The organism is Flagellimonas sp. B-3, assembly GCF_056857835.1.
Genome location: NZ_JBSXNW010000023.1, coordinates 137,722 through 152,119, shown reverse-complemented (window position 1 = coordinate 152,119; position 14,398 = coordinate 137,722). Strand labels below are relative to the sequence as shown.

At 38.8% G+C, this 14,398-nt stretch carries 14 protein-coding genes and 2 tRNA genes; 7 read left to right on the top strand and 9 right to left on the bottom strand.

Going from position 1 to position 14,398, the window contains the following annotated elements:
- From AC13CS_RS12470 to AC13CS_RS12450, 5 genes are all read left to right on the top strand, one after another.
- Positions 1–802, top strand: an 802-nt coding sequence (locus AC13CS_RS12470) for a HEPN domain-containing protein (protein ID WP_482888831.1), incomplete at its 5' end; no start/stop codon positions are given.
- Between the two features lie 10 nt (positions 803–812).
- Positions 813–1,163 (top strand): hypothetical protein, encoded by a 351-nt coding sequence (locus tag AC13CS_RS12465; protein WP_482888830.1) that lies wholly within the window; start codon positions 813–815, stop codon positions 1,161–1,163.
- Between the two features lie 4 nt (positions 1,164–1,167).
- Entirely contained in the window at positions 1,168–1,383 is a 216-nt protein-coding gene (locus tag AC13CS_RS12460; protein ID WP_482888829.1) for a hypothetical protein, read from the top strand.
- Positions 1,384–1,635: 252 nt separating this feature from the next.
- A complete protein-coding gene (locus tag AC13CS_RS12455) occupies positions 1,636–2,784 on the top strand; it encodes an AAA family ATPase (protein WP_482888828.1) in 1,149 nt (382 codons plus the stop codon).
- The gene (locus AC13CS_RS12450; protein ID WP_482888827.1) at positions 2,781–3,464 is read left to right on the top strand and encodes a hypothetical protein; all 684 of its coding nucleotides are present in this window, start codon (positions 2,781–2,783) and stop codon (positions 3,462–3,464) included. The genes AC13CS_RS12455 and AC13CS_RS12450 overlap by 4 nt, the downstream gene beginning before the upstream one ends.
- A gap of 240 nt (positions 3,465–3,704) precedes the next feature.
- Here AC13CS_RS12450 and AC13CS_RS12445 read toward each other — a convergent pair whose 3' ends face one another.
- From AC13CS_RS12445 to AC13CS_RS12405, 9 genes are all read right to left on the bottom strand, one after another.
- Entirely contained in the window at positions 3,705–3,944 is a 240-nt protein-coding gene (locus AC13CS_RS12445) for a hypothetical protein (protein WP_482888826.1), read from the bottom strand.
- Between the two features lie 95 nt (positions 3,945–4,039).
- On the bottom strand, positions 4,040–4,774 hold the full coding sequence (locus tag AC13CS_RS12440; protein WP_482888825.1) for a trypsin-like peptidase domain-containing protein: 735 nt from the start codon (positions 4,772–4,774) through the stop codon (positions 4,040–4,042).
- 221 nt (positions 4,775–4,995) lie between these two features.
- Positions 4,996–5,928 carry an AlbA family DNA-binding domain-containing protein gene (locus AC13CS_RS12435; protein WP_482888824.1) on the bottom strand — a complete coding sequence of 311 codons (933 nt, stop codon included), beginning with the start codon at positions 5,926–5,928 and terminating at the stop codon, positions 4,996–4,998.
- Between the two features lie 333 nt (positions 5,929–6,261).
- Complete coding sequence (gene mobB / locus AC13CS_RS12430; RefSeq protein WP_482888823.1) at positions 6,262–7,284, bottom strand: MobB family relaxase; 1,023 nt, start codon at positions 7,282–7,284, stop codon at positions 6,262–6,264.
- A gap of 5 nt (positions 7,285–7,289) precedes the next feature.
- Entirely contained in the window at positions 7,290–7,874 is a 585-nt protein-coding gene (locus tag AC13CS_RS12425) for a BfmA/BtgA family mobilization protein (RefSeq protein WP_482888822.1), read from the bottom strand.
- Between the two features lie 263 nt (positions 7,875–8,137).
- Positions 8,138–9,379, bottom strand: a complete 1,242-nt coding sequence (locus AC13CS_RS12420; protein ID WP_482888821.1) for a site-specific integrase — start codon at positions 9,377–9,379, stop codon at positions 8,138–8,140.
- A 217-nt stretch (positions 9,380–9,596) separates the two neighbouring features.
- Positions 9,597–9,671, bottom strand: a tRNA-Pro gene (locus tag AC13CS_RS12415).
- 133 nt (positions 9,672–9,804) lie between these two features.
- Positions 9,805–9,888: transfer RNA gene (locus tag AC13CS_RS12410), tRNA-Ser, on the bottom strand.
- A gap of 113 nt (positions 9,889–10,001) precedes the next feature.
- Entirely contained in the window at positions 10,002–12,038 is a 2,037-nt protein-coding gene (locus tag AC13CS_RS12405; RefSeq protein ID WP_293164875.1) for an HDIG domain-containing metalloprotein, read from the bottom strand.
- 277 nt (positions 12,039–12,315) lie between these two features.
- Between AC13CS_RS12405 and AC13CS_RS12400 the strand changes: the two genes are divergently transcribed.
- Entirely contained in the window at positions 12,316–13,491 is a 1,176-nt protein-coding gene (locus tag AC13CS_RS12400; RefSeq protein ID WP_293164877.1) for an acetyl-CoA C-acyltransferase, read from the top strand.
- A gap of 115 nt (positions 13,492–13,606) precedes the next feature.
- Positions 13,607–14,359, top strand: a complete 753-nt coding sequence (locus tag AC13CS_RS12395; RefSeq protein ID WP_293164879.1) for a C40 family peptidase — start codon at positions 13,607–13,609, stop codon at positions 14,357–14,359.
- The last annotated feature ends 39 nt before the right edge of the window (positions 14,360–14,398 follow it).

The window sequence follows — 14,398 nt, the reverse complement described above, 5'->3', positions numbered from 1 at the left end:
TAAATCCGAATCGGCAAAAGTAAATGCCTTTGCCAATACTGCCGACATCCTGATAAAGGAAGGGGATTATGCCATTGCCACCTTCAACATGCACCAGGCCTTTGAGCTTTCGTTCCGTTTCATTGAACAGATGTGCATAGGAAGGAGCATGGTAACACACAGTATCATTAGCCATATAAATTACTGCAAACATTTCTTTCCCACCCTACAGCCCTTTTTGGAACCTTCTGAATCGAACAGCAATGAACTGTTGTTGCTTTTGGAACACGCCTATAGTGTTGCCCGCTATGGCAATGAGTTTGAGATTACAAAAAACCAGTCCAAAAAAATCCAGACACAGATGAAAGATTTCATCCAAGAAGTCGAATCCATTTTCCATAGGCACCTTGATCAGTGTAAAGACCGGATAGAGGGAATCGGAAAGGATTTTGAGAAAGCATTCCCGAAAGTGACCGAGAACGAAGGGAAGAATAATGAGGAATCAGTAGTTGATCAGCTAAAGGAACTGGAAAAAATGTATTTCCATGCCTTGAAGCCCTATCTCCCCGAAAAGGGATTGTACGGCACGGAACTCATTACCGAAGGATACTGTGAAACCTCCTATATGATCTCCGACCTGATCAAGGTCTGTATCACAGCTTTGGAAAACGAAAATTTCTCGACACGTTCCGTTCCCCAGCCCCACAGCAATATTAGTGGGGTTCTCGGATATATACTGGATTTGATACCCCATGATGAAATGGAATTTTTGGACAAGGTCAGAAAACTGCTTTCGGAACAACAGACAACCACAACCCAATAAATCCATTCACATGAAATCAAAAAAGAAACGGTTAAAGACCTTGGAAGAGATCCAACAGCTCAGAAGCAATCTTTCGGGACTCTTGGGAAACAATAAGTCCATCGACCCAAAGGGAAACTATGTATCCTTCGAGGTCAGGAACAACAACCATCTTTTGATGCAGATCATAAGCCTATTGGAGGTTTGCGTTTTTGCCCTTGATGGGGAGGGAATGATGTTGTTTCCTGCAAATCAAAATGCATCAAAAGAGGATAGTGTGCTCCACGTATTGGAACTGGTATTGAGCATCCTTCCTGACAGCCAAATGTACTTCATGGACAAATTGGACGAAAAGCTGTCGGAACTTGAAAACAAAAAATGAATCCATGGACCCAAACGAAGAAAAGCTTATCAAGGATTTGAGATTCCACTCAAACGACCATTCCCCTACCTTGGTTCCCCATCCATGGTTCAAGGACAAGTTTCAACCCACGTTCTTTTACCTTGATGGTCATTCCGACCTATTGTTGACCGTGCAAGCATTGCTATATCTTTCCATGAGGGCTATAAATCCCGATCTTGGTTCGGACGATGTAATGTAGAGAAACGAAGAGGGATTCATCCATCAAACAATGACCATAGCCAACCGTTTGATGCCTGTTGGGGAAAAGGCCTTGATTGACCATTTGAACCTCTTTAACAGAAAAGAAAACTAAAGAAGAGGTCTTATTCAGGAATTGCAAAGGAATTCCTTTCCCAAAACTTAAGTCCTGTATTCAACCATATGCACAAGTTGGCAGTAATGTCAAAAACCTAAATTATTTTCGATTAAATTTGATTAAATTTAAAACTCAATGAAAGTATTAAACCTTACCTATCAAGATAAAGCTCTTAAATGGAGTTTAAAAAGTGCTGATTTTGATAATTTAACACTTTTGGTTGGAGCCTCTGGAGTAGGAAAAACTCAAATACTAAAATCCATTATGCGTTTAAAATCAATAGCTAATGGAAAATCTATAAGTGGAATTAAATGGAATATCATTTTTGAGACACTTGATAATCTAAAATTTGAATGGAGTGGAGAGTTTGAAAATAAGGGTGATATAGATTTCACAGACGATGAGGATGATGAATTAAAAAGAAATAAGCCATCAATAATTAGAGAAAACCTTTTACTTAATGGAAAGCCTATTGTTAAAAGAACAAAGGATTCAATAATTTTTAATGACGTAAAAACAGTAAAACTTCCTAATCAACAAAGTGTAATTCACTTGCTCAAAGAAGAAGAAATTATTAAACCCGCTTATGAAGGATTTGGTAAGATTATTTACAGCGACCAAACAGATTCCACAAGAGAAGCCTTTAGAATTAAATTTTCTGATACTCAAAAATTATTAAAAACACATAAAACTTTAAAATCCATTCAAGAAAGTACAGAGGATATAAGAATAAAACTCTTTCTGGCATATAAAAATTCACCAAAAACATTTAATACAATAAAAGAAAGATATATCGATATTTTTCCTCAAGTAGAAGATGTCAAAGTTGAGCCATTAGACTACGAAGAGGAAGATGACATTCCATTTTTCTTTAAAGAATATCCTTTTATTCAAATAAAAGAAATTGGAGTGGACAAATGGATCAAACAAGAAAATATTTCATCTGGAATGTTTCGGAGTTTAATTCATATTAGTGAGATATATTTATGTAGTGAAGGAAGTGTTTTCTTAATAGATGAATTCGAAAATAGTTTGGGTATAAACTGCATTAATGAATTAACGAATGATATACTTTCATCTAAAAGACAAATTCAATTTATATTAACAAGTCATCATCCATACATAATTAATAATATTGGTTATTCCAATTGGAAATTAGTCACTCGTACTAAAGGAGTTGTGAATACCCATAATCCAGAAGAATATAACATTGGAAAATCAAAACACGACGCATTTATGCAACTAATCCAATTGGATCAATATCAAACGGGGTTAGAAATATGAATTTGTACATAATTGTTGAAGGTCGCAGGACTGAAAAAAAAGTTTATCCTGCTTGGATTTCACATTTGATACCAAGATTAAGCCCTGTAAATTGGGCTTATCAAGCTGACGTCAATAATTATTTTCTTTTTAACGGTAATGGATTTCCAGCACTACTTCACAATCATCTAAAAAATTCAATAGAAGAAGTCAATGAATTAAATAAGTTTAACTATTTGGTACTAGTTCTAGATGTTGACGAGTCAACAATAACTGGAAGAATTAAAGAAGTTAATGACTTTTTAGATGATAACAATCTTAAACTAAATGCGAATACTGAATTAATAATTATTCCTCAAAATAGATGTATCGAAAGTTGGTTTTTGGGTAACAAGAAGATCTTTAAACAAAACCCTCAAAACACTGACCTTGCAAAATATGTTCAGTTTTATAATGTCAAAACTAATGATCCAGAAGAAATGGAGATATTTCCAGGTTTCAATAGACATTCACAATTTCACGCAGATTATTGTACAGAGTTTTTAAGAGAAAGAAATATTCGTTATTCGAAAAATAAACCAAACGGTGTTGTAGACTTAAATTATTTGGAAAATTTAATAGAAAGAAATGAAAAAACTAAACACATACCATCATTCAGACTTTTTATAGATTTTTGTGAAAAAGTAAATGCTGAAATTTAAACATTACTATGCCACTACAGGCACTAAAAACTAAAAAGAATTTCCAGTCTATCTTTTCAGAAAGAACTGCTACGAAAGTTTGATCTGGAAATCGCCATATTGATTTAAAAAATATCATAATATTGGTCTCGTATAACCGGTTACGAGTTTAAGTTTCATTTATTCGATTAACACATACTTTTGCAATTCCGAGTGGATTCAGACGTGCATAATCCGCTGAAAGCGGACAGGCGTTCCGTTTCAAAACGGACACTTTTCTTCTAAAATTTTGCTCAAGTTAATTAAAAATATTTTGCTCTTATTCCAATAGTTCCTTTTTTCTAAAATTTCATTTATTACGTGATTTTTGAAATCATAAATAATGAAGGCGAAAGCCATTGCTCGACCTTGGTCCTTATGCTTTTTAGCAACCTGCATTAAATAGTCTTCAAAACTGTACTCGTCAAAATTATTTTTTGCATCTATGATTATAGGAACCATTTTTTTTCATTATTTGTGCTAACAGTTTTGCTAAACACAGGTGACGCGTTTAGCGACACTTGCCGTTTTAGCTTTTGTTAACTGTATGTGTTTATTTAATCCCAAAATCCTTCCCATCCTTCCTTTTGCACTTGGGGTAATAAGTTATAATGTTTTAAGCAGTCAAATATAGGTTCAATCGAAATTACAGACATGAAACCTAACTCGGTTTCTCTATTATTTGTCACTAAAGATTCTACAATTAGTCCAAGAGCAAATTTCCATTCAATTAAGCAAAGTCCGCCACTAAATCCTCCTCTCGGCATTGCTGAAATAATGAAATGTGGGTGAGGAGTATTATACTTATCTACTACTGCATTGATTTCACCTTTTGCTGCAATTAACAAGGGTTTGTTAGCAAATGGTATTGGAGGGTATCCCATTACAACTGTTTCTGCCATTATGAATTGTGATTCATTAATCCAATCATCCAAATGACCTCCCAAGGGTATTGGTATTATATCTTTTTCTTTACACACTAATACAGCAACATCAATTAAATCATTAGGATGAAAAAATGGTCCCTTTTCAATGGTTAATGGTTTGGGGAATTCACTTCTATACTTTTGTTCATCTCCATGGATAGTTGTATTACCATTATCGTCAGGAACATAATAGTGTTCTGTAGTAGCCATAGACATAATTTGATTATTTTCAACAACATGCTTAGCAGTAATAAATATCCCTTCGCCTAAATGAAAAGACGAACCAATACTAATATCTCCATTAGGCAACTTCACTTCAATGTATGCCATTGCACCTCGGTAAGATTCATATAAATCCTTGGTCATACTTTATCTTTTTTATTCATTGCAGCTAACTGTTGGGCTAAGCATAGTGCGGAAATAAGGAAACTTTTCGTTTCCGTCTGCGCACTACACTAAATCTTTTGGTTTCGCTTTTCTTTTTTGTCCAAAGCTAAATCCCAAAGATTTAGCTACATCATAAATATATACAGACCATTCTATTTTGTCCTAAAGTCCGCATTACGTTTAGGTATTGTTGTACTACGTTATTGATTGTATAAGGCATCGATTTGGTCACTAATTAAAATTTCACTTTCTGATGAGCCCTCTATTAAAAACTCTTCTTCAATTGGGTCGTAAGTCCAAAACTTATAATCAAAATCTAAATCTGCACACCAATAGCCAACCATAATTAAATATGGTTTCTTGCCATGTCTTAAAGAAAATTCCTGTGGTATTGATATCAGTTGAACTAATGAATGACTAGTGTGCTCGTTATAACAGAATTTATAATGTTTTTGCTCTTTAATTTTCCGAAAACCGGAATCTTCATCTGGCTCGAGTATATTATAAACATCAATTATAAAGCTAACCTTATTAGCAGGTATTGGAGAATTATTATTTATTGAAATTTTTACGTCATCAATGTCATCAGCATACTTTTCGATGCTAAGTTTTGCGTTTAGTTTTGGTGTCCGTCTTTTTTGAAAAAGCGCTTGAACTATACCATGAGGTGCTGGCTTTGCTTCCCTTTCTAGTCTTATGTAATAGCGTCCATCTGATGAGTTTTGATGAGGAGGAATTGTACTTTGCGGTATGTCAATTAAAAAAACCGTTCCTTTTTCGGAAACATTTTCGAATATTCTTAAATCAGTTGGAGAAGGGGATATGTTACTTGTAATTTTTTGATACAACCAATCTTTATTTCTAAAATTAGAATAGGTTAAATCACCTTTGCAAAAAAAATGCACATTTTTACCAACCTTTTTTTGTTGCTCTTGAGGGGCGCCAATGATTAATAATCCTCCTTCAGTATTGAGAAATGCTGTGATTTCTTTATATAAATCGTTTATTTCTACCTTTCCTGATTTAAATTCAAGCACAGAAGTTTCTTCTTGTTCTGTTTTGAAAAATGAGATTAAGTCATCTATGCTAAGTTCTAAAATGCTTTTTTTGAAAATTTTCTCTGAATAACTCAATGCTTTCCTTATAATGTTGTACAACTTGTTTATATAAATATAAAATACATCTATATACCCCAAACAGTACAAAACCGATGTATTTAATCATTTTTTATATCAATCACATAAATGTAGGAAAATACTATAAACAAGCATATGTTAGGCACTAATCTTGTTTACCTTCAGTTGGCACTTATGCTTATTGTAAGCTATCCTTAAAACCGAACTATTTACAAAAGAACCCCAAATCTTACCCCCAACTTTTGCGCATGGATTCTATCGGTTTTTGTAGCGTTCGGGAAGATAAGCGTGAAGCAAAAACACGATAGGGCGCAACCTGCTTTTTGGATTTCAGTAGCCCATATCCTCACCCGCTCCCCTTGCCTTGTCAATGCCCCTTCCAAGTGCTTTGATAATCTTGGCCGCCATTTGCACCTTATTGGTCGGTATACTGGGAGCTTTGACCCCCATCGTCTTAAGGAGTTTAAAGGCCATGTCCTTTTCCTTGGTGGGCAGTCCCATCACCTTGGCAAAGAACTTCCCCGGTTCCTTGGCATGGGCCTTTCTACCAACATAGGATTCCACATAGTTCCTCTTGAAGCCTGTTGTCCTGTCAAAGGTCTTTTCGGCTGCTTGGTAAAAACTGTCCCTATCAAACCCTCTCTTGACCGTCTTTCCGTTCAATTCCACTTCGGATGCCTTGTGTTTTGCCATGGGTGAAAGCGTATAGGTGTTGGTCACGTCCCTTCTGCTTACTATGATATGGATATGGGTCTGTGGCCCCTCTTTCTTCATCCCTGCGGCCACCAATTGTCCGTTCTGTTTGTGCGGAGCCAATCTTGTTTGCTCTGCAATCCTTTTTTCAAGTTCTTTGACATTCCCGATGGATTCGCCCCGTTCCACTTTCCGTATCTCGTTCCTTAGCCTTGCTATTTCCCCTCGGTAGGGTGCATTCTCCTGAACCTGTTTGTCAAATCCCCGATAAGTGCGTTCATGTTCGATCTTGGCATAATATTTCAGGTTCTCGGCCTTGACCTCTTGGTTTCTATGGAAACTCTTGGCGTAGTCCTCCATGAGCTTCCTTGTATATTCCCTTAAAAGGTTCGGGTCATTGCCTATGGCCTTCAGTTCCCTTTTATTGGGGCTGACCACTATGGAATAGAATTTCGGGTCCTTCTGCCTCAATTTGGCCGTGTTGGCATCTATTTCCTCAACGACCGTTTCAGGGCTTACGCTGTCATTCTCTTGGTCAAAGAATTCCTCCCTTTGTTCGGGCGACCTATCCTCGTTTTCCTTTTCCAGATAGTCCACATAGTTCCCTACACTGGAGTTGTAGGTACTGCCCATTTTCTGTGCTGAGATGGTAAGGTACATGAGCGTTATCTTAATTGATGTTTCAAGCTTTCAAAATCCCCGATGCCCATATTTATTCTGAGATAGGGTTTGCCCATTATTGGTTCTACCTTTTCAACGTTGTTGAGGATTTCATTGCAACGCTTTTTATAGTTCTCAAATTCTTTTAGTATTCTGTCGTGCTCCACTTTGGGAACGGTGTTTCTAGGCTCCAAAAAATCCATTCGCTCTTCCTGTATCTGGACTGGTTCCCGTCTCGGCCTCTTCCCATCCTTTACATAGGCCTCGTAAAGAATGAGCACCATTTCATAGGTCGGCCGGATACTGGTCTTTTCCATGTTCTTGACGATGGCAATGATCCTATCAAATTTCTTCATCATCTTCGTTTCCAGCTTTTTTATATTTTCAAGGATAATCTTTGTTCCATTGCCAAAAGGGTCAAGATGGTTCTTCTTGAAGTATTGTATCATTCCGTCCAATACCTCACTATGGGACTTGTTGAACTGTTTGGAATAAGTGCGGAAGCGTGTGGCCGTTTCTTTATTTACCGTGATATTGGAATAACCGCCGGTTCCTTTCTTTGTTCTGCCGTTTGTTTTTTGCTTTTCCATAGGTGCGATTTTGTTTTTTAGTGAAATTGCGTCAATTTTTTCGTCAAAAATTTCCAGTGTTTATAGGGCTTCCCAAAGGGTTTACTGTAGATTTCGGAAAAGTCTACTGTAGCCCCTGATTTTGTACAGTATTCCAAAATCAATTCAATTAACTGTTTTTCAACTTGTTGAAGACCCGAAAACAACCGTGATGGCGCAATTTGCGCATCACCCTCTTGCTATTCCTTACGTCCCGCAAACGGGACCGAATGAATACTTCCTTATCATCCTTCGGCTGCTTTTTTGGTCTGCATATGTTCTATAAGGTTTTGCATGTCCTCCCCTATCTTATGTTCCAGTACCCTTGCATAGATCTGGGTAGTGGACAGTTTGGTATGGCCGAGCATTTTGGAAACGGTTTCTATAGGGACTCCATTAGATAGTGTAACCGTTGTTGCAAAAGTGTGCCTGGCAGTATGAAATGAAATATTCTTATAGATTCCGCAGGCCTTTGTAATCTCCTTTAAATAACTGTTGGTCTTTTGGTTGCTCAATACAGGTAATAGCCTTCCGTGTACCAACCTTTCATTACAGTTTTTATATTTATCCAAAATTTGTTTTGCTTTGGGAAGTAATGGAACTTTGACCGTTTCATTGGTCTTTTCCCTTTTCGTATAAATCCAAAGGTTCCCATCAATCCCAAACCTCAAATGATCTATATCTAGAGCCTTCACATCTCCATAGGCCAATCCGGTATAACATGAAAAAAGAAAGGTGTCCTTCACTCGTTCATATCCCTTTCCTGAAAATGTTGTTTCCTCAATGAGCCTGAGTTCCCTTTCGGTCAAAAAAGAGCGTTCAGTCTTCTTATATCGTTTTTTATAATTTACAAAGGGGTCTTTGTCCAACCATTCCAACCTCACGGCAAGATTTACCATTTTCCTTAGACGCTCCAAATGTTTCATGGCCCCGTTATTGGTGCACTTCTTTCCCTTTTGGAGTTCAGGCCCATTGATCAAGTGATTTTCAAAATCGGTAATGAACTTGTAGTTCAATTGTTTCAAATTGATATCTTCAAGTCTGCGCGTTTCATGTAAAAACCTCTTGAGATATTTTTCTGTACCATAATAGTTTTTCATGGTTCCCGGGCGAAGCTTGTTCTTTTGTGATTCGTTGTGGTATTTGATAAGTTCTAAAAGGGTCTTGTGTTGCTCGTCCTGCCCTAGATAACGGGCCTTGATTGCCTGAGCCGTAATAAGCTTGTCCTCACGCAACAATTGTTTATGGGTGTCCATGATGGCACCATACACCTCATCCAGATAGCTGTTCAACAAACGGGCCTTGTGGGTTAGTCCATGAAGTCTTCCTCTCGTTTCATCCCATTCATTCACCGAAACATATCGTTTCAGGCTGATTTCTGCCCGTTTTCCGTTGACAGTGATGCGGGCATAAATGGTCAATTTTTCAGGGTTGTTGGAAGTATCCCTTGTGAAGAGAAGAACCTTTAAAGTGTTGGAATTTCGCATAATACATAGCTTTTGGGTTTGACAAAACAGGTTTGCAAAACACCCATAAACAGCGTCAAACTGTAGCTAAATTATGCACAAGGAACGTACCGAACCATTCACCGAACTCTACACCATTTATATGTATTTAAATGATATCAAATGAATGCATAAAAAACAAAAAGCACTGTCAATCAGTCAGTTGACAGTGCTTTAATACCACCTATTTAGTGGTTCGTCGGGGTGGCAGGATTCGAACCTGCGACCTCCTGCTCCCAAAGCAGGCGCGATAACCGGGCTACGCTACACCCCGAAAACAGTCTTAATGACCAAGAACTTCAATTTCTCAAACTCCAAATTACAAACCACTTTTTAAAGTAGCCGCTCAGGCGGAGTTTATACCGAGCATTGTCGAGGTACTACACCCCGAAGTATGTTGGAAAAAGCGGAGAGACCGGGACTCGAACCCGGGCAGCACTTACGCGCTGACAGATTAGCAATCTGCTCCGTTACCACTCCGGCACCTCTCCAATTAATTTATTATGAACATGCATTCTGAAAATGCGGATGCAAATGTACCTTTTCAGATGTAAGATCGCAACTATTTTTACACTTTTTTCATGGAACTTTTATCACTTCCCTGCTATTCAGGATATTCCACTCGTAAATGGTAGATATTAGTAAGCTTTTGCTTGAGCACCTTCTTTACCATTTCAATTTCCTTAAGGGTTATATTGGCATTCAAGTACTGGTTGGCCTGCATCTGTCCCTTTACTATTTTCTCCACAAACTCATCTATCATGGTAAATGTCGGGTTCTTTAAACTCTTCGAGGCGGCCTCTACGGCATCCGACATCATCAATATAGCGGTTTCCTTTGAAAAAGGTATTGGCCCAGGGTATTTAAAATCTTCCTTATCCACCTCTTGATCCAATTCTTGTTGTTTTTTATAGAAATAGTAGACCATAGTTGTTCCATGGTGGGTTCTGATAAAATCAATTACACGGTCTGGCAAATTGTTTTTTCGGGCTATTTCTATCCCATTGATTACATGGTCTATAATAATCTTGGCGCTCTCCTTGGGCGGTAAATCATCGTGTGGATTAACGTTGGTAATCTGATTTTCGGTAAAATAGGTCGGACGCTCCATCTTACCTATATCGTGGTACAGTGCACCTACCCTGACCAACATGGCATTTGCGCCTATTTCGTTGGCCGCGGCCTCGGCCAGGTTCGCTACTTGTAAAGAATGATGAAAGGTGCCCGGTGCTTTGTCCGATAATTCTTTGAGCAATTTAGAATTGGTGTCGGAAAGCTCCAACAACGACACATCGGATACAAGTCCGAACACTTTTTCGAACATATAGATCAGCGGTTGGGCAAAAAGCGTCAAAAGGCCATTCAGCACAAAAACACCAAACAATATCCATTCAATATTTTGCAAATTACCTTCATGGATGGCATGGAATGCAAAATAACCAACTATGTAGATCAAGGTAATTTGACCCACCGAAATAAACAGATTGGCCCTCTTGTATAGCTCTGAGGCCGTTAAAATGGTAACAATACCTGCTATGGTCTGTAAAAAAATATATTCAAAACTGTTGGGTACCACAAAACCGAGGATCAAAACAGTCAACACATGGACGAACAATCCTAACCTGGCATCAAAAAAGTTTTTCAACACCAAAGGTAAAATACACAGGGGAACCATATAGATATAGTTCTCGTAATGCTTTGTCATCAATGTGGTGGCGAGTACCATCAACAAAATGTTGAAGAAAATAAAGGTCACCTTGTTGTTGTTCTGGAAAATCTCGTTCCTATATCGTTTCAAAAACAGGAACAACATAATGAGCACCAACGCCACCAATACGGTATACCCAAGCAAAATAAAATAATAATTGCTGCCCATCCAGAGCTCAGACTCATACTCATCTTTAAGGGAACTCAATATTTTAAAGTCCTCCGACTCCACAATTTCCCCTTTGGCAATGATCAATTTTCCTTGGTCCACTTCGCCACGAGTGTACGAAATCTTTGAAAGCTCATCGCTTAAAGCACTTTCAGTTAGGGCTTCATCATAAAAAAGATTTGCTTTTAGGCTATTTCTTAATATTCCGGTCAAACGAGGAGTCCCAACCATGTTGGCCCCCGAAAAACGGCTCGATATTTCTCTTTTAGCTTGCTCAAGAACCAAATAATCACTTGGAGAAACAGGTTGTGCCTCATTATTTTTTACTACTACTGTGGATTCGGATTCCGGTAAGTTTTGAAAAACCCCATCAGTATAAATGTCCTCAAGAACTTCTTCGGAAAGACTCCTCAAAGACTGACGTTGTTGTGAAGAAAAGTTGCCCGATTGAAAAAGTGTATTCAACTCCGCAGCAACTTCTGCTCTAACATCAGAAACCACAGAGGCATTATAGGTGTAATAATCAGTTTTATTGGCTCTAATCGAGGATTTTTCCTCTTCTATCTCCTTTTGGGTCTTTTTTATGGAAAAATCAATAGGGGCATACAGGTTTTCATATTGCCACGGTTTACCCTTTTGAAACTCGTACTTAAACTTCCCCCCTTTTGGGAAAAAGAATACAATCAGGGCAATCGAAACTACATACAGAAAATATTTGTAGACCAGCGATTGGTGTTTATATACATTATCCAAAGTTTTTCCCATTCCCTAAAACTGTTAGCTTCAAAAATAGAAAATATATATAAGAGCCTGTTTAGGAATTTGCCAATTGTTTTCGTAGGCCCCTTTTTGCGCATTTTTTCGTTATAATTTTGAACCGTAACCACGGCTATGCTTAAAAATTACGCCTCAAACTGCGTCAAAAATGATCTATACCAATTCCAATCACAAATTCCTAAACAGGCTCTACGAAGTCCGTTGCCCGAGCTCCTTATCGGTTTGCATTTAAATTTAGTATTTTCGCAAGAGTAAAAATGCACATATGAAAAAAGTAGTAATCGTTTCCGCTGCAAGGACCCCAATTGGAAGTTTTATGGGGGCGCTATCCAGCGTTCCCGCCCCAAAATTGGGAGCCGTGGCCATAAAAGGGGCTTTGGACAAAATAGGCCTAAAGCCTGAACTTGTTGAAGAAGTTTTGATGGGCAACGTGGTACAGGCAGGTACGGGGCAGGCTCCTGCCAGACAAGCTGCTATTTTTGCAGGTATACCCAACACGGTGCCCTGCACAACTATCAACAAAGTATGCGCTTCCGGTATGAAAACGATTATGCAGGGAGCACAATCCATTGCTTTGGGCGAAAATTCCATTGTCGTGGCCGGAGGTATGGAGAACATGAGCCTTATACCTCACTATGCCTATATGAGAAATGGAACCAAGTTTGGTCCAACAACACTAGTGGACGGAATGCAGAAAGATGGCCTTGTAGATGCCTACGACCAAAATGCCATGGGCGTTTGTGCGGATGCCTGTGCCACCGAATACAAATTCAGCAGGGAAGACCAAGATGCTTATGCCATTCAATCCTACAAGCGATCGGCCGAAGCTTGGAAAAGCGGGAAGTTCGATAACGAAGTGGTTCCCGTTGAAGTACCTCAACGAAGAGGAGAACCTATAGTTGTAAGTGAAGACGAAGAATTCAAAAATGTGAAATTGGAAAAAGTACCGTCCCTAAGGCCTGCTTTTACCAAAGATGGAACGGTTACCGCAGCCAATGCATCCACAATTAACGATGGTGCTGCGGCAGTTGTTTTGATGAGCGAAGAAAAAGCCAAGGAACTTGGTTTAACACCTTTGGCCTCTATTAAAGGTTATGCTGATGCTGCCCATGAACCCGAGTGGTTTACAACCGCACCCGCAAAGGCTCTACCCAAGGCTCTTGACCGTGCCGGGGTTTCCATTGAAGATATTGATTATTTTGAGTTCAATGAAGCGTTTGCGGTGGTTGGATTGGCCAACATGAAAATCCTTGGACTGAATGATTCCAATGTAAATGTAAACGGTGGGGCGGTATCGCTGGGGCACCCTCTGGGTTGTTCGGGAGCAAGAATTACCATAACATTGTTGAATATTTTGGAGCAAAACAATGCCAAATTGGGAGCTGCGGCCATTTGTAACGGTGGCGGTGGAGCCTCATCAATTGTTTTGGAAAGAAATTAGTGAACCAACTCCTCGGGGCAATCCCATGAGGTATTCAAACGAAAATAATTAATTCATTTCGACATAGAACGTCGGGGAATAAAACCCTCAATGAGGGATTCAATCTGTACAGTAAATGCAATATGGAATTTGTCCTCTAAGTATTGTTCCCATTAGAACAAACCCGGACGATTGTGCCGAAATGTCATCCCAATTATTATATGGCGAGCATTTCAAGGTTTTGGAGAGCAGAAAAAAATGGAGCAGAATTCGGGTAGCTTATGACAATTTTGAGGGTTGGATACCCAACAACCAGTTCAAACTTATTGCCGAGGAAACATACAATAACCTAGAAACGCTCCAACCGCAAAAGATATGTTCCGATGTTATATCCCATATCTGCACCAATGATGGTATGCTATTGCCCATACTTATGGGATCTATGATCAACGCTCCTGAATTATTGGGCCACACTTTTGAGGGCAGTATCCACAACGGCAAAAACCCAAAGGATAGTTTGGTCGATACGGCCATTATGTATATAAAAGCCCCTTTTCTTTCAGGTGGAAAAACCCCATTTGGGATTGATTGTTCCGGGTTTGCCCAAATGGTATATAAAATTAATGGGTACTCTTTGGAACGAACGGCGGAGGGACAATCCAAGCAAGGGGAGGCCCTAAGTTTTATCGAAGAGAGCGAACCTGGCGACTTGGCGTTTTTTGATGATAACGAAGGAATAATTGACCATGTCGGCATTATTTTGAAGGACAACTATATTATACACGTAAATGGTCTCGTTCGGATTGATAGGATAGACCATACCGGCATCTTCAATTCAGAGGAAAAAAGGTACACCCATCAGCTCAGGGTCATTAAAAAAGTGATATAAAAAAGCCCGTTGAAGTTGTCAACGGGCTTTTTTATATAG

Bases quoted from the DNA above. Each gene is read 5' to 3' on its own strand.
- AC13CS_RS12465 (WP_482888830.1), top strand. From the start codon at position 813: ATGAAATCAAAAAAGAAACGGTTAAAGACCTTGGAAGAGATCCAACAG.
- AC13CS_RS12460 (WP_482888829.1), top strand. From the start codon at position 1,168: ATGGACCCAAACGAAGAAAAGCTTATCAAGGATTTGAGATTCCACTCA.
- AC13CS_RS12455 (WP_482888828.1), top strand. From the start codon at position 1,636: ATGAAAGTATTAAACCTTACCTATCAAGATAAAGCTCTTAAATGGAGT.
- AC13CS_RS12450 (WP_482888827.1), top strand. From the start codon at position 2,781: ATGAATTTGTACATAATTGTTGAAGGTCGCAGGACTGAAAAAAAAGTT.
- AC13CS_RS12445 (WP_482888826.1), bottom strand. From the start codon at position 3,944: ATGGTTCCTATAATCATAGATGCAAAAAATAATTTTGACGAGTACAGT.
- AC13CS_RS12440 (WP_482888825.1), bottom strand. From the start codon at position 4,774: ATGACCAAGGATTTATATGAATCTTACCGAGGTGCAATGGCATACATT.
- mobB (WP_482888823.1), bottom strand. From the start codon at position 7,284: ATGTACCTTACCATCTCAGCACAGAAAATGGGCAGTACCTACAACTCC.
- AC13CS_RS12425 (WP_482888822.1), bottom strand. From the start codon at position 7,874: ATGGAAAAGCAAAAAACAAACGGCAGAACAAAGAAAGGAACCGGCGGT.
- AC13CS_RS12420 (WP_482888821.1), bottom strand. From the start codon at position 9,379: ATGCGAAATTCCAACACTTTAAAGGTTCTTCTCTTCACAAGGGATACT.
- AC13CS_RS12405 (WP_293164875.1), bottom strand. From the start codon at position 12,038: ATGGGAAAAACTTTGGATAATGTATATAAACACCAATCGCTGGTCTAC.
- AC13CS_RS12400 (WP_293164877.1), top strand. From the start codon at position 12,316: ATGAAAAAAGTAGTAATCGTTTCCGCTGCAAGGACCCCAATTGGAAGT.
- AC13CS_RS12395 (WP_293164879.1), top strand. From the start codon at position 13,607: ATGCAATATGGAATTTGTCCTCTAAGTATTGTTCCCATTAGAACAAAC.